General features: G+C 70.5%; 17 protein-coding genes. 7 read left to right on the top strand and 10 right to left on the bottom strand.

Translation table 11 applies throughout. The annotated features are described in order from the left end of the window. Positions 1 to 73 precede the first annotated feature (73 nt). Positions 74 to 901: a helix-turn-helix domain-containing protein gene (locus tag OHA37_RS15535; protein WP_266905602.1), complete on the top strand. Its 828-nt coding sequence runs from the start codon at positions 74 to 76 to the stop codon at positions 899 to 901. Next, on the top strand, positions 898 to 1,092 hold the full coding sequence (locus tag OHA37_RS15530) for a DUF397 domain-containing protein (protein WP_266905600.1): 195 nt from the start codon (positions 898 to 900) through the stop codon (positions 1,090 to 1,092). The genes OHA37_RS15535 and OHA37_RS15530 overlap by 4 nt, the downstream gene beginning before the upstream one ends. 42 nt (positions 1,093 to 1,134) lie before the next feature. On the opposite strand, the gene OHA37_RS15525 is transcribed toward OHA37_RS15530, so the two are convergent. Together OHA37_RS15525 and OHA37_RS15520 are read right to left on the bottom strand one after the other, a co-directional pair. Beyond that, positions 1,135 to 3,141, bottom strand: a complete 2,007-nt coding sequence (locus OHA37_RS15525; RefSeq protein ID WP_266912814.1) for a CocE/NonD family hydrolase — start codon at positions 3,139 to 3,141, stop codon at positions 1,135 to 1,137. A 65-nt stretch (positions 3,142 to 3,206) separates the two neighbouring features. Continuing rightward, complete coding sequence (locus OHA37_RS15520) at positions 3,207 to 4,724, bottom strand: peptide MFS transporter (RefSeq protein WP_266905598.1); 1,518 nt, start codon at positions 4,722 to 4,724, stop codon at positions 3,207 to 3,209. Between the two features lie 201 nt (positions 4,725 to 4,925). On the opposite strand from OHA37_RS15520, the gene OHA37_RS15515 reads away from it, so the two are divergent. The 4 genes from OHA37_RS15515 (at position 4,926) to OHA37_RS15500 (ending at position 8,193) form a co-directional block, all read left to right on the top strand. After that, positions 4,926 to 5,936, top strand: a complete 1,011-nt coding sequence (locus OHA37_RS15515; RefSeq protein WP_266905596.1) for a polyprenyl synthetase family protein — start codon at positions 4,926 to 4,928, stop codon at positions 5,934 to 5,936. 271 nt (positions 5,937 to 6,207) lie between these two features. Beyond that, on the top strand, positions 6,208 to 7,458 hold the full coding sequence (locus OHA37_RS15510) for a LolA family protein (protein WP_266905594.1): 1,251 nt from the start codon (positions 6,208 to 6,210) through the stop codon (positions 7,456 to 7,458). A gap of 118 nt (positions 7,459 to 7,576) precedes the next feature. Further along, on the top strand, positions 7,577 to 7,780 hold the full coding sequence (locus OHA37_RS15505) for a ribbon-helix-helix domain-containing protein (protein WP_239516343.1): 204 nt from the start codon (positions 7,577 to 7,579) through the stop codon (positions 7,778 to 7,780). Next, on the top strand, positions 7,777 to 8,193 hold the full coding sequence (locus OHA37_RS15500; protein WP_266905588.1) for a hypothetical protein: 417 nt from the start codon (positions 7,777 to 7,779) through the stop codon (positions 8,191 to 8,193). Before OHA37_RS15505 ends, OHA37_RS15500 begins: the two co-directional genes overlap by 4 nt. Here the strand turns inward: OHA37_RS15500 and OHA37_RS15495 are convergent. The 3 genes from OHA37_RS15495 to OHA37_RS15485 form a co-directional block, all read right to left on the bottom strand. Further along, positions 8,167 to 8,592 (bottom strand): hypothetical protein, encoded by a 426-nt coding sequence (locus tag OHA37_RS15495; protein WP_266905586.1) that lies wholly within the window; start codon positions 8,590 to 8,592, stop codon positions 8,167 to 8,169. The genes OHA37_RS15500 and OHA37_RS15495 overlap by 27 nt on opposite strands. A gap of 58 nt (positions 8,593 to 8,650) precedes the next feature. Beyond that, a complete protein-coding gene (locus OHA37_RS15490; protein WP_266905584.1) occupies positions 8,651 to 9,967 on the bottom strand; it encodes a M28 family metallopeptidase in 1,317 nt (438 codons plus the stop codon). 197 nt (positions 9,968 to 10,164) lie between these two features. Further along, positions 10,165 to 11,148 (bottom strand): helix-turn-helix transcriptional regulator, encoded by a 984-nt coding sequence (locus OHA37_RS15485; protein WP_266905582.1) that lies wholly within the window; start codon positions 11,146 to 11,148, stop codon positions 10,165 to 10,167. Between the two features lie 138 nt (positions 11,149 to 11,286). Here OHA37_RS15485 and OHA37_RS15480 point away from each other — a divergent pair, with 138 nt between their 5' ends. Further along, positions 11,287 to 11,682: a RidA family protein gene (locus OHA37_RS15480; RefSeq protein WP_266905580.1), complete on the top strand. Its 396-nt coding sequence runs from the start codon at positions 11,287 to 11,289 to the stop codon at positions 11,680 to 11,682. A gap of 65 nt (positions 11,683 to 11,747) precedes the next feature. On the opposite strand, the gene OHA37_RS15475 is transcribed toward OHA37_RS15480, so the two are convergent. The 5 genes from OHA37_RS15475 to OHA37_RS15455 are packed head-to-tail and all read right to left on the bottom strand — an operon-like array spanning position 11,748 to position 17,208. Then, on the bottom strand, positions 11,748 to 13,088 hold the full coding sequence (locus OHA37_RS15475; protein WP_266905578.1) for a replication-associated recombination protein A: 1,341 nt from the start codon (positions 13,086 to 13,088) through the stop codon (positions 11,748 to 11,750). Between the two features lie 45 nt (positions 13,089 to 13,133). Further along, a complete protein-coding gene (locus OHA37_RS15470) occupies positions 13,134 to 13,985 on the bottom strand; it encodes a PhzF family phenazine biosynthesis protein (RefSeq protein ID WP_266905576.1) in 852 nt (283 codons plus the stop codon). 22 nt (positions 13,986 to 14,007) lie between these two features. Further along, entirely contained in the window at positions 14,008 to 15,681 is a 1,674-nt protein-coding gene (locus OHA37_RS15465; RefSeq protein ID WP_266905574.1) for an asparaginase domain-containing protein, read from the bottom strand. Further along, positions 15,681 to 16,157 carry a DUF488 domain-containing protein gene (locus tag OHA37_RS15460; RefSeq protein ID WP_266912812.1) on the bottom strand — a complete coding sequence of 159 codons (477 nt, stop codon included), beginning with the start codon at positions 16,155 to 16,157 and terminating at the stop codon, positions 15,681 to 15,683. The genes OHA37_RS15465 and OHA37_RS15460 overlap by 1 nt, the downstream gene beginning before the upstream one ends. Before the next feature lie 25 nt (positions 16,158 to 16,182). Further along, the gene (locus tag OHA37_RS15455) at positions 16,183 to 17,208 is read right to left on the bottom strand and encodes a methyltransferase (protein ID WP_266905572.1); all 1,026 of its coding nucleotides are present in this window, start codon (positions 17,206 to 17,208) and stop codon (positions 16,183 to 16,185) included. Positions 17,209 to 17,298: the final 90 nt, after the last annotated feature.

Below are 17,298 nucleotides of genomic sequence, written 5' to 3'. Positions count from 1 at the left end.
GCGAGTTCAGCGTGACTTAGAGTCGGACGGTCTTCAACTTGCGCAATCTGTCCGGGGAGTTGGGTGATCTTCGTTGAATCGGAAAGAGCTGGACCCCGAGAAGTCCCCAGGAGCGGCGTTTGGCCAGCGCCTGCGCGCACTGCGGGATGAGCGCGGTTGGACGCAGGACGAGCTCGCGGAGCGGATGGGGTGCTCCGGATCGCATATTTCCGCAGTGGAAACCGGTCGGCGTTCCCCAACTCATCGCTTTGCGGCAAGTGGTGACAGGGTGTTCGGGACCGGAGACCGGCTCGAACGTCAGAGTCGGGCCGTGCGCAGTACGGCGCTCCTGGAGGGGTTCCCGGAGTACGTCACGCACGAGGCGCGGGCGGCGGAGATCAGGCTCTACGAGGTCGGCGTCATGCCGGGAATCCTTCAGACCCCGCAGTACGCGACAGCCCTCAACGAACGGGCCGTCGAGCGCGGCGCGAGCACTGCAGAGCAGGCGGAGGAACGGATCTCGCTCGTAGCGGCGAGGCAGGCGGCACTTCTCCGGACTCCCCTGCCGCTGGTCTTCGTGGTGCTGGACGAGAGTTGCTTGCTTCGACCCGTGGGTGACCCGGCCACCATGGATGCCCAGTTGGCCAAGTTGATCGACTTCGCGGCGCTGCCGAACACCGTGCTCCAGATCGCACGGTTCAGCATGGGGGACCGCCGTCCACTCAGCTTGCCGCTCTACATTCTGACCATGCAGAACCGCTCCCTGGTTTCCTATGCGGAGTCCGCCCAGCGGGGGCAACTTGAGCGGGACAGCGCCTCTGTTGTGCCCTTGCTGACCGCCTACCATCAGCTTCAGGCTGAGGCCACGTCGCAAGCCGAATCGGTGGCCTTGATCCGTCAGCTACGAAAGGGCACCTCGTGACGACCGAAACCCCCCGCTGGTTCAAGTCCTCCTACAGCGAGAACGGCGGCGCGTGCGTCGAGGTCGCCACCAACCTCGTCGCCTCGCGCGGTGTCGTGCCGGTCCGCGACTCCAAGCTCTCGGACAGCCCCGTGCTGGACGTCTCCGCCGCCGCCTTCGCGGCCTTCGTGGACGGCGTCAAGGCCGTCTGACGGCCGCCGGGCCCCGGGCAGCCGCCGGGGCCCCGAGGTCGGCTACACCGCCGCCCGCGGCAGCCGGCGTTCCCACGTGCGGTGGAAGAGGACCTCGTCGCCCTCGCGGCACACCACCTCGTTCGACGTCAGGAAGCCGCCCTCGTCGCACGTGATTTCCGAGCGGGTCACCACCGAGACGTCCCAGGCCAGCTCCGGCCGGTGCAGTCGCACCGTCCAGGTGGAGTGGGTCCGGGCGGACAAGGGGTCCGACTCCTGGATCTCGTAGATCTCCAGCGCGTCCTCGCTGAACTCCAGTCCGTCGGGGTAGACCCGGGTGCCGCCGTAGCGCGGGTCGACCTCCAGGCGCCACACCCCGCGCGCGACGTCCCGTACGACCAGCCGTTCCGGCCGGGGGGCGTCCAGGGTCGCCGGGTACGAGACGCCCAAGGGCTCCGACTGTTCCGGCGCCTCGAAGAGGATGGCGTCCCCCTCGGCAGAGGCGTCGCGGACCGGGAGTTCCACCGCGCTGCCCGCCGGGTCCAGGGTCCAGCCCGCCTCCGAGCCGGCGCGGGGCCAGATCCAGGGCCAGTAGGCCGAGGAGAGGGCCAGGCGGATGCGGTGGCCGGGCGGGAAGGAGTGGCCGATGCCGTTCAGGTCGAAGACGACGTCCTCGTACGAGCCGACCGGCCACGGGACCGCCTTGTCCCGGCCCTGGCGGGCGGAGAGGTTGAGCGCGCCGCGGGTGACCAGGGTCGAGGAGCCGTCCGGGGCCACGTCGCAGAGGCGGGCCACGACCTGGCCGTACGGGACGTCCATGCGCAGGCGGAGTCTGACCACCGGGCGGCCCAGGATCTCGACCGGGGCGGAGCCGTCACCGACGGGGAACTCGAAGCAGGCCGACTTCGCGTCCTCCTCGCGCTGGTCGGGCGGCAGGTCGGCGTCGTTGCCGAAGGGGAAGAAGCGGCCCGCGTCCAGGCCCGTGTGCTGGGGGGAGGCGACGACCACCGGCGCGCCCTGGAAGGCGTAGGTGACGGGGTCGACGTTCGGCGAGGGCCAGGACGGGTCGCCGACCCAGCGGCCGGGGAGGGTCGGGTAGGTGGTCGCCGGTGGGTGGGACTCGGAGATCCAGGAGCGGAGGAGGGGTTCGGACATGACGCCGGTGTCCTTGCCCTTGAGCCAGTGGTCCCACCAGCGCAGGGTCTCCTGGAGGAAGCCGATCGCGGGGCCCGGGGGCAGTCCCCGGTCGGGGTACTGGTGCGACCAGGGGCCGATCAGGCCGCGGACCCGGTCGGCGGGCAGGGCGGAGACCAGGCGGAGCACCGTGTCGCGGTACGGGTCGTGCCAGCCGCCGACCGCCAGGACGGCCGCGCCGATCGCGGCGTAGTCCTCGCAGACGGAGCCGTGGCGCCAGTACGCGTCGCGGGTCTGGTGGGAGAGCCAGGTGTGGAGGAGGGGTTCCACCGCGCCCAGGCGTGAGAGCCACTGGTCGCGCCAGCCCTCGCCCGCGTAGAGCGGGTCCGGCGGGCGGGAGGCGAAGGCGAGCATGGTCGCCGCCCACGCGTGCATGTCCACGGCGAGGAGGGAGCCGCCCATGTAGTGCACGTCGTTGTCGAAGCGGTCGTCCGTGGAGCAGACGGTGACGATCGCCTTGAGGGGTTCGGGGGCCAGGGCGGCGATCTGGAGGCTGTTGAAGCCGCCCCAGGAGATGCCGAACATGCCGACCGAGCCCGTGCACCAGGGCTGGGCCGCCAGCCATTCGACGACCGCGACGCCGTCGGCGAGTTCCTGGGCGTCGTACTCGTCGCCCGGGTCGCCGCCGCTGTTGCCGTGGCCGCGCACGTCGACCCGTACGGAGGCGTAGCCGTGGCCCGCGTACCAGGGGTGGCGCTGCCAGTCGCGCGGGGCGGTCCAGTCGGTGAGGCGGTACGGGAGGTACTCCAGCAGCGCCGGGACGGGCTCGTCGGTGACCGGCCGCCAGATGCGGGCGTACAGCTCGGTGCCGTCCGGGAGGGGGATCCGGACGTCCTCGTGGGTGGTCCCGTAGGGGAAATCGGTACGGATGATCATCGGAGTTATCTCGCCCATCTCCTCGGGAGGGTCAGTGGACAACCGGGGTCGGCGAACAAGGGGCGTCAGTGGACCGGGTGCATCGTGCGCTTGAGCCACGGTGCGAGCGCGATCACGGCCAGTCCCACCGCGACGGCGATGGCGCCGTTGACGCCGAAGTAGGCGGGGTGGGAGACCTGGTCGTAGAGCTTGACCACCTGCGCCTGGATGCCGTTGGCCAGGGCGAGGGAGAGGAACCACAGGGCCATGGTCTGGCTGGCGAAGGCCTTGGGGGCGAGCTTCGTGGTGGCCGACATGCCGGAGGTTTCGAGGAGGACGTCGCCGAGTCCGAGCAGCAGGTAGGAGCCGACGATCCACCAGGCGGCCATCTTGTACGTGTCGCCCGTGTGCCCCGAGGTGGGGATGACCATCAGGAGGAAGGACAGGCCGCCCAGGATCACGCCGATGGCGATCTTGTTGGAGGCATGCGGCTGCTTGTGGCCCATCCGGACCCACAGCGCGGCGACGACCGGGGCCAGGAGCACCTCGAACGCGCCGAGCGCGGAGGCGTACCAGCCGGCCGGGAAGGCGAAGCCGAGGATCTCGGTGCGGGCGTTCGTCGACGCGAGCAGCATCATCGTCGAGTACGCCTGGAAGAGGATGAAGTTGAAGGCCACCGAGGCGAGGAAGAGCACGACGTAGGGGCGCAGGCGGCCGCGCTCGGCGGGCGTCACCCGGTCGCTGCGGAACATGATCGCGAAGTACACGATCGGTGCGATCACCGAGATCAGGGTGAGCAGGTCGACGAACCGGTCCATCGTCAGCCAGCCCAGCAGGGCCAGAAGAGTGGCGAGCGCGGCGAAGAGCAGGATCCCGCCGATGATCTTCATCACAGCCGAGCGCATCGCGTCGGGCGCCAGCGCGAACTCGGCGGAGTGCTTGCGTCCCGCCAGGTGGCGGCGGCCGACCACGTACTGGATCAGGCCGGCGGTCATGCCGATCGCGGCGGCCGAGAAGCCCCAGTGCCAGCCCTGGTGCTCGCCGAGCCAGGCGGTGATCAGGGGGCCGGCGAAGGCGCCGATGTTGATGCCCATGTAGTAGAGGGCGAAGCCGGCGTCGCGCCGGTCGTCGTCCGTCTTGTACAGCTTGCCGACCATGCTGGCCACGTTCGGCTTCAGCAGGCCGGTGCCGGCGCTGATCAGGCCGAGGCCCACCCAGGTCATGGCGGCGGTCGGCACGGCCATCGCGTAGTGGCCGCAGGCGATCAGGATGCCGCCCCAGAGGACGGCGCGGTACGAACCGAGGATCCGGTCGGCGAGCCACCCGCCGGCGACGGAGACGAGGTAGACCATGGTCCCGTAGGCCGCCGAGACGGAGGCCGCGGTGCCCGGATTCATCCCCAGGCCGCCGTTGGCCACCGTGTCCGCGAAGTACAGGACGAGGATGGCCTGCATGCCCAGGAACGAGAAGCGCTCCCAGACCTCCAGTCCGGAGAGCGTGGCCAGGCCCCTGGGGTGCCCGAGGAAGGCGTGGTCGTCGCCGGGCGGCGGCTGGTCGGCCTCCGGGTCGGAAGGCTCGTCTATTTCGGTAGAAGTTCTGGACAAAACGCATTCTCCGGTTGTTTCGGCTGCTCTAGAACATACCGGGGCGCATGGGGCGCCGCCCGGTCGGTACGCGGCACGTGGCCGGACGGGTGCCCTGGGTGATCGAAAACAGACCCGATACGCTGGCTTGAGTGATGGCAGCGACACATCGACAATCCGTGTGATCGTCAAGGTGATCGTCAGCAGACAGGAGTACCCCTCGTGACCGTCGTCGGGCCGTTCGGACTGAGCGTGCGGGACCAGGCTCTTGAGACCGATGTCCAGGCCGGACTGGCCGCCGTCGAGGCGGGTCTGCTGGAAGCCACCAAGAGCGAAGTCCCCTTCATCACCGAGGCCGCACAGCACCTGGTCCGCGCCGGCGGCAAGCGGTTCCGGCCGCTGCTGGTGATGCTCGCCTCCCGCTTCGGCGATCCCTACGCACCCGGGATCGTCCCCTCCGCCGTGGTCGTGGAGCTCACCCACCTGGCGACGCTCTACCACGACGACGTCATGGACGAGGCGGACGTGCGCCGCGGCGTGGAGAGCTCCAACGCCCGCTGGGGCAACTCCGTGGCCGTCCTGACGGGTGACTTCCTGTTCGCCCGGGCCTCGCACATCCTGGCGGACCTCGGTCCCGAGGCCGTACGGGTCCAGGCCGAGGCCTTCGAGCGCCTGGTGACGGGCCAGATCCTGGAAACGGCCGGCCCGCGCGACGGCCGCGACCCGGTCGAGCACTACCTCGACGTCATCGCCGGCAAGACCGGATCGCTGATCGCGGTCTCCGGCCGCTTCGGCGCGATGATGTCCGGCGCCGACGAGTCGGTCGTCGACATCCTGACCCAGTACGGCGAGCGGCTCGGCACCGCCTTCCAGCTCGCCGACGACGTCCTGGACATCGCCTCCGACTCGCACGAGTCCGGCAAGACCCCCGGGACCGACCTGCGCGAGGGCATCCCGACGCTGCCGGTCCTGCGGCTGCGGGAGATGGCGGCCCAGGGCGGCGACCCCGACGACCTGGAGCTCGTACGGCTCCTGGACGGCGATCTGACGGACGACGCCCGGCACGCCGAGGTGCTCGCCCGGCTGCGGGTCCACCCGGCCCTGGAACGGGCCCGCAAGGACACCGTGCGGTACGCGGAGGAGGCGCGGGCCACGCTGGCCCCGCTGCCCGACTGCTTCGCGAAGTCGGCGCTGGTGGAGCTCTGCGACGCCGTGGTCCACCGCGCGGGCTGATCGCGGGGCACCGGGCAAGCAGAAAGCAGGGGCGAGGGCCCGGCAACCCCTACGGGTGGGGGAGGCCGGGCCCTCGTCATGTCATCCCTGGGGCGTACGCACAGTTGGCTCCGGGGGCTGACGCCCCGACCCCCTCTTCTTTGGTCAGATAGAGGCACATCCCCACCAGATCGGGTGAGAGTGGCGGCGAGGGGTGGACGTGGTCGCGTTTGTCGACCACATACAAGACGGGTAGGTCGCCGCCGTACACACAGAGGTAGGGCAGACAGACATGGGAACGAACGCAAAGACCCGCAAGGCCGCTCGGTACGCCGTACCGGTCGCGGTGTTCGGTGTGGTCGCCGGCACGATCGCGATGGTTCCGGCCTTCGCGAACGCCGGGGGACCGGACCTTCCGAAGGTGACGGCCCAGCAGCTCATCGAGAAGATCGCGGCCTCGGACGTGCAGCAGCTGTCCGGCAGCGCCAAGATCAGCACGGACCTGGGACTGCCGAGCCTGCCGGCCGGCCTGCTGGGCGGCGGTGGCGGCGTGACCGGCGGCTCCGCGGACCCGCAGGAAAAGCTCTCCCAGCTGGTGAGCGGCACCCACACCTTCCGCGTGGCCGCCGACGGGCCGGACCGCCAGAAGCTCACCTTCGTCGACGGCAAGGACGAGTACAGCCTCGTCCACAACGGCGACGACGTCTGGGGATACGACTCCAAGTCGAAGGAGGTCTTCCACGAGAAGGCTCCCTCCGACAAGGGCGACAAGGCCGACGCCGACAAGGGCGGCAAGAGCTCCGAGCGCAAGACCGGCGAGGGGCTCCCGGGCACCCCGCAGGAGATCGCCCAGGAGATCCTGGAGGCCGCCGGACCGACCACCGACGTCAGCGTCGGCGACACGGCCCAGGTGGCCGGGCGCGACGCCTACCAGCTGGTCCTGAAGCCGAAGGGGACCGGTTCGACGGTCGCCTCGGTGAAGATCGCGGTGGACGCGAAGAACGGCATGCCGCTGCGCGTGCAGCTGCTCTCCACCGACGGCGGCAAGCCGATCGTGGACGCCGGCTTCACCAAGGTGGACTTCGCCAAGCCCGCCGCCGACACCTTCGCCTTCACCCCGCCCAAGGACGCCAAGGTGACCGAGGGCGCGGCCGGCGAGCACGGCAAGGACGGCAAGGACGGCAAGGACAAGGGCCTGGACGCGCTGGGGGCCATCCCCGGTCTGGACGGCCTGACCGGCGGCGCCGCGGGTGCCAAGGGCGAGCCGAAGGTCCTCGGCGAGGGCTGGACCTCGATCGCACGGATCGAGACCGGCGCGACCAACACCCTCAAGGGTCTGGACGACGCGGCCAAGGACAAGAACGCCCCCAAGGGTGCCTCGCAGTTCCTCCACTCGCTCGGGGAGAAGGTCTCCGGGAAGTTCGGCGAGGGCCGCGTCCTGAAGACCCGCGTGGTCAACGCCCTGATCACCGACGACGGCAAGGTCTACGTCGGCGCGGTCACCAAGGCCGAGCTGGTGAAGGCGGCCGACGCCAACAAGTAGGGGCCGACGCCGACGCGTAGGCGATACCGGCACCCAAGGGTGGGCGGGGACTGTGTCCCTGCCCACCCTTGGGCCGTTCCGGCCCTGTGTACAGCAGCCCCGCTGTACCGTGAAAAGCATGTCGAGACACGTCACCATCCGCCTGGAAGAAGAGTTCCACGAACGCCTGAAGGCGCGCGCGGCGGCCCTGGGCACGACGGTCACCGCGCTGATCACCGAAGTCACGGAACGCGAGCTCGACGAGGACCGGAAGAACTTCCTGTCCGGGATCGAGGAGTTCGCCGACCACTGGGGCTACTTCCAGGAGCGGTTCGGGCATTGAAGATCACCATGGAGTGGGCCTGGACCGCTCTGGCCCACCATCTCCCGTCCGATCCCGCCGTATGGGATCCGTCCGGAGTGGCCGCCGCCGTGGCCCGCCACCAGAACGACCTCGTCCTGGTCCCCGAACAGCCCGCCCCGGACACCGCGTGGCGGGCCGCCGCGTTTTTGCACACCCTCGCCGTGTGCCCGGCGCTGGAATCCCCGATGAACGAGTTCTACGCCGCCGCCGCCACCCGCTCGTACCTGCGGGTCGCCGGGGCCAAGCAGCTGCCCTCGCCGGAGGAACTCGGCGATCTGGTCGAGGCCGCGAAGCTGGGCCGCGCGGATGTCGAGGCGGTCGCGGAGGAGCTGCGCGCCCGGATCCAGGAGCCGCTGTCGGCCTCGCTACGGGGCCTCGCGCAGGACACGTAGGACACGCAGCACCATCGGGGCCTCGTCCGGGTGCAGCCGCAGCTCGGTGGCCCCGTCGGCGGAGCGGAACGCGACGCTGAGCTCGTCGGCGGAGACGGCCTCCAGGGGCGGGAAGTCCACCGGCACCGGCGTGGTGGAGCCCACGGTGCTTGCGGTGTCCTCGGCGAGCCAGCGGACCGGCTCGCCCGTGGTGCCCAGCGGCAGTTTCAGGTGGCCCTCGGACCAGGCGCTCCCCGTCAGTTCGCGGTCGCGCAGATCGCAGGGGACGAGGACGGGGAGGCCCTGCGCGTGGTCCGCCAGCCGCGCCAGCCGGCGGCGCCTGCGCACGAGCAGTGCGGGGTTGAGGGCCGCGAGAGCCTGGGCGATCAGGGTGAACAGGGCAGCGAGGAGCTCCGGCATGATCCGATGAGATCACACCGGAGCCCCAAAGGACTAGACCACTTCAGGGGTTGGTGCCCTAGAAGGTGATCTTCCAGCTGTTGATGTAGCCGACGTCCTGCGCCGCGACGTCCTTGACCCGGAGGTTCCAGACGCCGTTGGCGACCTCGGAGGAGGCGTTGACCGTGACGGACTTGACGATGTTGTCCGCGCTGCCGCCGGTGCGGTTGTGCAGGTTGTACAGGGTGCCGTCGGGGGCGACCAGGTCGACCACCAGGTCACCGATGTAGGTGTGGACGATGTTCACGTCGACCTTGGTGGTGGCCGGCGCGTTGCCCGTGACGCCCGAGACCGTGATCGGCGAGTTCACCGCGGCGGCCGGGGAGTCCGGGATGTTCACGTCGGCCGTGTTCTCGAAGGACGGGCCCGGCGGGACCGGGACGGCGAACCCGAGGTTCCAGATCGCGTAGGCGATGGCGTCGGAGTTGCGGTCCAGGGCGGTGTCGTTGATGTTCGACGTGTTGTCGCACGAGGAGTGGTAGCAGCGGTCGAAGGCCTGACCGGAGGTGCCGCCCCACTTCGTCGCCTGCGCCGCCGTCTTGCTGTTGCTGGCGCCGGTGAACAGGCCGCCCACGGGGATGCCGACGTTCTTGAACGACGCGTGGTCCGAGCGGCCGTCGCCCTCGGTCTCGATCTCGGTGGGGACACCGAGGCCCGCGTAGTAGTTCTTGAAGGTCTGCTCGATCGTGGGGTCGTCGTCGTAGACGAAGTAGCCCGGGTTCGGCGAGCCGATCATGTCGAAGTTCAGGTAGCCGGAGAACTTCGCCCGCTCTGCCGTCGGCAGGTTGGTGACGTAGTACTTCGACCCGACCAGGCCCAGCTCCTCCGCGCCCCACCAGCCGAAGCGCAGGTGCTTCGTCGGCGTGAGGCCGGCCCGGGAGACGGCGAGCGCGGTCTCCAGGACGGCCGCGCTGCCGGAGCCGTTGTCGTTGATGCCCGCGCCGGAGGACACCGAGTCGAGGTGGGCGCCGGACATCAGGACCGAATTGGGGTCGCCGCCCGGCCAGTCGGCGATCAGGTTGTAGCCGGTGGCACCGCTGGAGGTGAAGGTCTGCAGGGTGGTCGTGAAGCCGGCCGCGTCGAGCTTGGCCTTCACGTAGTCGATCGAGGCCTTGTAACCGGCCTTGCCGTGCGCGCGGTTGCCGCCGTTGGCGGTGGCTATCGACTGCAACTGCGTCAAGTGCGCCTTGACGTTGGCCAGCGGGATGTCGGGCGGCGTGGGCGCGGCGGCGACCGAGGTCGGCGAGGCGAGCGCGGCGGGGGCGGTGGCGGCGAACAGGCCGGCGACCGCGAGGGCGGTCACGGTGGCGATGCGCCGGGAGACGGACAGGCTCATGTGGGGGCTCCGAGATTCCGTACTGGGGATGTGTGCGGAACGTGCGGGTGGCGCGGGTGAGCATGCCTGCGCGCAGGCGCTACTGCGTGGGTACGGCAGTGCGTCGTGCGTCAGTGCGAGCCCTGATGTTGGGCGAGAGGGTGACTGTCCGTCAAGAACGTAATTCGGTCAACCCTGTTCGAAAACCGGACGGGCCCCTACTGGGGGGCGTGTCCGCCCCCGTAGCGGATGGCGATCGTGGCGGCGCGATGGTGCAGGGAAGTGCGCAGCCCCTGCGGGGCCAGGACCTCGGCGTACGTGGCGTGCTGCCACAGGGCCCATTCGGCGTGCCGCACGTCCTGGAACACCACGCTCATCCTCAGCCAGCCGTCCGCATGGGCCTCCTCGTCACGGACGGCCAGCGCGGTGTCCACCAGGTGGTCCCGCCGCGCCGGGTCCACCCGGACCAGCACGGTGACCTGGTCGCCCCCGGTCCGCAACTGCGCGTTCCGCTCCTGCCAGGCCCGGTCCAGGTCGACGGTGTCCGGGCGCTGCGCGGGTTCGTCGAGCGCCTTGGCGGCCAGCACCCGGGACAGCCGGTACGTGCGGTCCGCGCCGTACCTCGTGGCCAGCAGATAGCCCTGGCCGCGCACGGTGACCAGGCCGATCGGGTCCACCGTGCGCCAATTGGGGACCTGGCCCTGCGCCGCGTAACTGAGGTTCAGTTTGCGTCCGGCGAACACCGCGTGGCGGATCTCCGCCACGATGCTGTCGGACACCTCGTCCGCGACCACCCGGCGCGAGAGGAGGTCGGTCTCCGGGTCGATGAGCAACCGCTGTGCCGCGCCGGCCGCCGAGTCCCGAAGGCCTTCGGGCAGTGCGTCGACCAGTTTGAGCATGGCCGAGGCGAGCGCCGAGCCGAGGCCGAACAGCTGCGATCCGCGCCGCGATCCGGCGACCACCAGGGCGAGCGCCTCATCGTGATTCAGCCCGGTGAGCGCTGTCTGGAAATCGGGCAACAACGAGAAACCGCCGTGCCGGCCGCGTTCGGCATAGACCGGCAGGCCGGCCGCGGACAGTGCCTCCACGTCGCGCAGCACCGTACGGGTGGACACGCGCAGCTCGCGGGCCAGGGTGTCGGCGGTCATCCGGCCGCGCTGGCGCAGAAGTAGCACTAAGGAGACTAATCGGTCAGCGCGCACATAGGAATTTTAACTGAAATACATGACCGAGGGTGTCGTATTTAGTTGCAAGGCTCGCTCACACGACGTCAGAGCTGGGCGGCTGCCGAGCCGATGGGCGTCCGTACATTCACGTGAACCGAATGGAGCTTGTGCGACATGGAACGAACTGCGGTCAACCCGGTGTCGTGGTCGGTAGAGATGGGCTTCAACCAGGGCGAGGTCGTCTCCGGACACTCGCGCACCCTGTACATCTCGGGACAGACCGCGATGAGCAGCGAGGGCAAGCCCGAGCACGACGGTGACATGGCCGCCCAGCTCGCGCTGAGCATCGCCAACATCGAAGCCGTGCTCGCCGAGGCCGGCATGACCCTCGCCAACCTCGTCCGTCTCAACGTCTACACGACCGACGTCGACCTGCTCTTCCAGCACTACGGCGTGCTGGCGGGCAAGCTGGGTGCCGCCCAGGTCGCGCCGACCACCACCATGCTCGGTGTGTCGCGTCTGGCGATCCCCGGCCAGCTGGTCGAGCTCGAAGGCACCGCCGTCGCGTAACGCGACCGCGTCCGTCCCGCTGCCCGCGCCCGTCGAACCGGCACGGGCAGTGGGCTATCCCCGGTCTACCCCCGGTCCCCCCGGATCACACGGCGGAGCTTGGCGAGGCGCTCGTGCAGGATGTGCTCCCCGCCGTGCCGCGTGGGGCGGTAGTAGTCCTTCCCCACGAGTCCGTCCGGCGGGTACTGCTGCTCCTGGACCCCGTCCGGGGCCTTGTGGGGGTAGCGGTAGCCGATGGCGTTGCCCAGCTCCCGGGCGCCCGCGTAGCGGCCGTACCGCAGGTGGGCGGGGATCTCGCCGACGGCACCCGCCCGGACGTCCGCCATGGCCTCGTCGATCGCGGTGATCACCGCGTTCGACTTCGGTGCCGTGGCCAGGTGCACGGTGGCCTGCGCGAGGGCGAGGCGGGCTTCGGGCATGCCGATCAGCTGGACCGTCTGCGCCGCCGCGACGGCCGCCTGCAGCGCCGTGGGGTCGGCCAGTCCGACGTCCTCACTGGCGTGCACCAGCAGCCGGCGCGCGATGAACCGCGGATCCTCCCCGGCCACGAGCATGCGGGCCAGGTAGTGCAGCGCGGCGTCGGGGTCCGAGCCGCGGATCGACTTGATGAACGCGCTGATGACGTCGTAGTGCTGATCGCCCTGCCGGTCGTAGCGCACGATGGTCCCGGCGACGGCCCGTTCAACGGCCGGTACGTCGATCACGGTGCCGCCGGTGTCGCTCACCCCGTCGGCACTCGCCTCCAGCGCGGTCAGCGCGCTGCGGGCATCGCCCGCCGCGAGGCGCACCAGGGCGTCCTCGGCCTCGGGGGACAGCGAGACCGAACCGGCGAGGCCGCGCTCGTCCTTCACCGCCCGCCGCACCAGGGCGCGGAGGTCCTCCTCGTCCAGGGACTGGAGCTGGAGCACCAGCATCCGCGAGAGCAGCGGCGTCACCACCGAGAACGACGGGTTCTCCGTGGTGGCGGCGACCAGCAGCACCAGCCGGTCCTCGACTGCCCCGAGCAGGGCGTCCTGCTGGTTCTTGGAGAAGCGGTGCACCTCGTCGATGAACAGCACGGTCCGCCGGTTCTGGCGGTCCCGGCGCAGGCGCGCCTCGTTCATCACCTCGCGCAGTTCCTTGACCCCGCTGGACAGCGCCGACAAGGCGACGAAGTGGCGGGTGTCGACGGCGGCGAGCAGCCGCGCGATCGTGGTCTTCCCGGTGCCGGGGGGCCCGTAGAGCAGGACGGACGAGGCCTCGCCGCCCTCCGCCAGCCGCCGCAGCGGCGCGCCGGGACCCAGCAGGTGCGCCTGGCCGACCACCTCGGCGAGCGTCCGGGGCCGCATCCGCGCCGCCAGCGGCGCGGTGGCCCCCGCGGTCTCCGTGGGCGGCGGGGCGGCTTCGTACGTCGGTAACTCGAACAACCCGTCACCATCGGACACGTGCGGCGCCCTTCCTCTGTGGACCGGTCACGCGTACAGCGTTCCCCGTGCGATGACCACGGCGGATCCCGCCACATGCACCGAATCGATCCGCTCCGGCGTCCCCATGGCCCGGGCGTGCATCGTCGAGGGGCGGCCCATTTCGACCCCCTGGCGGATGCTGATCCACTCCCCGAAGGGGATCAGGCCGTGCCGGGCCAAGTGTACGGCGAGCGACCCGGCGGCCGAGCCCGTGGCCGCGTCCTCCACCACGCCGTAGGCGGGCGAGAACATCCGCAGTCTCCAGTGGGTGCCCGAGCCGGCGAAGCAGTTGGCGGCCATGTCGGGCAGCCTCGACAGACTCCTGTGGTCCGGTTTCAGGGCGGAGAGCGCGGGCACGCCGTCCAGGCCGACGAACACGTGCCGCGGCCCGTTGTAGTAGACCTCGACCGGCAGCGTGCTGCCGGTGGCCGTCAGGTCGAGCGCGGCGAGCAGCTCGTCCGCGCGGTCGTAGGCCTCCCACGTCGGGACGGGCTGCCACATGCCGGCCGCGTCGGCCCGGCCCTCGTCGTTCCGTTCGAGTTCGAACGCGACGGTGCCCATGGCGGTCTCCATCCGGAGCTCCTTCGGGGCGTGCGACTCGCCGAGCACGATGGCCGTGCCCAGGGTCGGATGCCCGGCGAACGGCAGCTCGTTGACGGGGGTGAAGATGCGGACCCGCACATCGCCGTCGTCCTCCGCGGGGAGGACGAAGACCGTCTCGGACAGGTGCATCTCCTTCGCGATCTGCTGCATGCGCTCGCCGGACAGGCCGGAGGAGTCCAGGAAGACAGCGGTCGGATTTCCTTCCAGCGGGACCTTGGTGAAGACGTCGGCCACCACGTACTCGTACGTATCCATGCGTTCCGTCCCAGAAGTGGTGTCAGTGTGTGTCGAACAGGACCTGGTACCGGGCGACCGCCCGTACGGTGGCCGCGTACTCGGCGGGAGTCGGGTTGAACGGGTCCGCGGCCGGCGGCAGGGCACCGAACTTGAGCAGCGCCGCCATCAGGAGCAGGCGCGCCTTGGTGGCCGTGAGGTTGTTGCCCGAGATGAACGCCGGATCCATCCGGTACGCCATGCCCCCGGTGTTGCCGCGACCGGTACGGACCACCGGCATGCCGGCGAAGACGGCGACGCCCAGCGCCGCGTTCTTCGCCGGGTCGGCCATCCCGAACGGTGACATGCCCTCACAGACGAATCCGGTCAGCGGGGCGCCCGCGAGGCCGGCGTCGATCCGGGCGAGGATCTCGACCTCGTCGTCGGAGAGGGACGGATGGTCGCAGGCCGCGCCCGTGGCCGCGTACCGGCTGTACTTGGTGATCGAGACGTGCGGCATGGCGGCGGCGACGAGCCCGCCGGCGTCCTTCGTCTCCACGTCGACCAGGGACACGCCGGTGTCCAGGGCCCCGGTGACGCCGCTCACCCGGTCGGGGAGCACGCTCAGGCGCAGCTCCGAGCGGTGGGTGTGCCTGCGCGCCGGAAGGTAGGTGAGCTGCGGGGGACCGTAGCCGCCCATGTCGGCGACCACGCCTCCGTGCCCGCCGGTGACCTCGTACCCGCCGGGCCGGGCGTCGACCTTGGTCACGTCGCGGGCCGAGTACACGAGTTCGTCGACGATCACGCAGGCACCGATGCGGTCCACGCCCGTTTCGTCCAGGGCGACGCCCGACGCGATGAACTTCACGCCGTCCACCACGTTGCGGTCGCCGTCGGCGCTCGCGGACTGGTGGCGGCGCTGGGCCGCGTGCCCGACGAGCGGCACCGTGGTGTCGATCAGCAGCCCGAGCCAGTACAGGGTCTCGTCGACGGTCGGGCTCCCTTCCAGCCACTGGACACCGGTGAACCCTCCCGTGTCGAGGACGGCCTGGACCTGGTTGGTGGCCTCGGCCAGGTTCGCCAGGCCCGGCTCGCTCTGGAGGTGGTACGGGTAGTAGACGAAGAAGTCCTGCCCGAGGCGTTCGCCGTCGGGGCCCGTGGTGTATCCGCCCGACGGAGCGGCGCGGAAGAAGTCGAAGTCGGCGAGCGAACCGAGCTCGACGGGCTTTCCGAGGTCGGCGAGTGCGAACCGTTCGATCTCCTCGTACAGCCGCCCGGCATCGGGGTAGAAGGTCTGCCGGGAAGCCGCCGCCGGTGCGAAGGGTGCCGCCGAGGTCTCCTCCCAGGCGGACCCGTCCGCCTGCCTGCCCATGTAGGGGAGGGGGTAGAGACCGTCGGCCGGATCGAGTTCGACGACGTACACCGGGGTGGCGTCGTCGAAGGGTCGTTCCTGGTGGAACGTTCCCTCCTTGTCGAGCCAGCCGTCCGGCGGGGCGTACAGGTCGGCCGACTCCCGTTCGAGCGGGTGCGCGCTGAACGCCTCGACGTACAGGGTCACGGGCGCCGCGAGGCGCTGGGAGCGCAGGACGTCGAACCGGGAGGGGAGCAGCGGCAGACCGTGGCGCACCCGTGCCTTGTTCGACGTGACCAGGTCCGGTGTGTTCAGGATCGTCGCCGTCGGTCCGGCGAACACCGCGATCCGCGGTCGCCGCGCGGGGCGCGGAAGCATCTCGTCCATCACAGCGGCCCCAGGTGTTCGATCGCCACGTCGTGCTCCTCGGCAAGGCGCCGGGCCACCAGCGACCGGTGGCAGGCCTTCGCGTCGCGCTCTACGCAGAACAGCGCGGCGGTCCCGTCGCCCGGCAGCCGCGACACGATCGGGTCGAGGTCGACGGGGTCGAGGATCTCGCTGGTGTAGCGGCGGGTGTACTCGGCGGCGAGCTCGTGGCGGGAGCGCTTTCCGACGCCTTGGCGGTCGTCCTCGGCGTACTGGAGGTGGCGCAGCTCGGTGGTCGGAGCGAGTTCGCGGTGGTGCTCGTAGGCGATCCCGGCCTCGGCGAGGGCGGCCTGCAGCCGCAGTGAGTTCGCCCAGGCGTAGTCCGGGCCGCGGACGCCGCGGCGCTGGCGCACGTCGAGCACCAGGCGCACACCGGCCTGTTGAAGTCGTTGCAGGTAGGAATCGGCGTCGAAGCCGTAGACGCCGATGGTGGCCATCGTGAGCACCGGAGGTCTCCTTTCCCTAGGAGTGCGCGGGGGTGCGCGGCGCGACGATCAGGGCGGTCGTCTCACTGGGCAGCTCCGCGGCCCGGTCGATCTCCAGGCCGGCCCGGTGCAGCAGCCGCGTGATCCGGTCGAGGGTGCGGTGTTCGCCGCCCGTGGTCACCAGGAGGTGCAGGTCCCACAGGGCGGGCAGCACGGTGGGGTCCTCGTCCTCGACGAATCGGTCGAGGATCAGCACCCGCGACGAGGAGTCGGCCATGGCGCGGCGGATGCTCTCGAAGAGGCCGACGACGGCTTCGTCGTCGTGGCCGGCCAGGACGCGGCACAGGACGTAGACGTCGCCGCCCGCCGGGACGTCCTCGAACATGTCGCCGCCGACCAGTTCGGCGCGGTCCAGGCCGACGGTGGCGGCCAGGTGCTCGCGCGCCTTCGGCATCATGTGCTCGCGGTCGAAGAGCACGCCCCGGGCGTCCGGGACGGCGCCGAGGATCGTGGCGAGCAGGTGCCCGCCGCCCCCGCCCACGTCCACGACCGTCTTGCCCGCGAAGTCGAAGACCTCGGGCACCTGGTGGAAGAACATGCTCGCGGCGTTCATGGTGAGCTGGAAGCGCCGGGCGGTGGCCGCGTCCTGACCGAGGTACTCGTAGAGCGACTGGCCGTAGGCGACCTCGAATCCCGAGCTCTCCGTGCTGATGGCGTGGTGGGCGTGGCTCCACGCGGAGTAGAACTCCTCGCCGTACAGCAGGCACATGTCGCGCAGGGACTGCGGGCCGTCGAGCAGGGCCGCGCTCACCGGGGTACCGCGGTAGCCGGTGGACTCGCTGCCCTCGAACACGCCCATGGCCACCAGGAGGCGCATCAGGCGGTGGATGCCCTGCTCGTTGGCCCCGGTCGCCTTCGCGAGCTCGGCGCCGGAGTCACGGCCGGCCGCTATGTGGTCGGGCAGTTCGAGTTTGACCGCGGTGTAGAGCGCCTGCGCCCTCCACCCACCGGTGATCAGGTCGACCACGTTCCGGGTGGCCTGTACGTCGACGTCGACTGTCATGGATCCCTCACCATCCCCACTCCCGGCCACTGCCGGCCGGACCGCTTCGCCGCGGTCTTCCGCGGCAGGACATAAAGCTGCGTGCTCCCG

It is taken from the genome of Streptomyces sp. NBC_00335 (genome assembly GCF_036127095.1).
GTDB lineage: Bacteria > Actinomycetota > Actinomycetes > Streptomycetales > Streptomycetaceae > Streptomyces.
The sequence above is the reverse complement of the archived record's forward strand: the minus strand, read 5'-3'. Positions and strand labels throughout refer to the sequence as shown.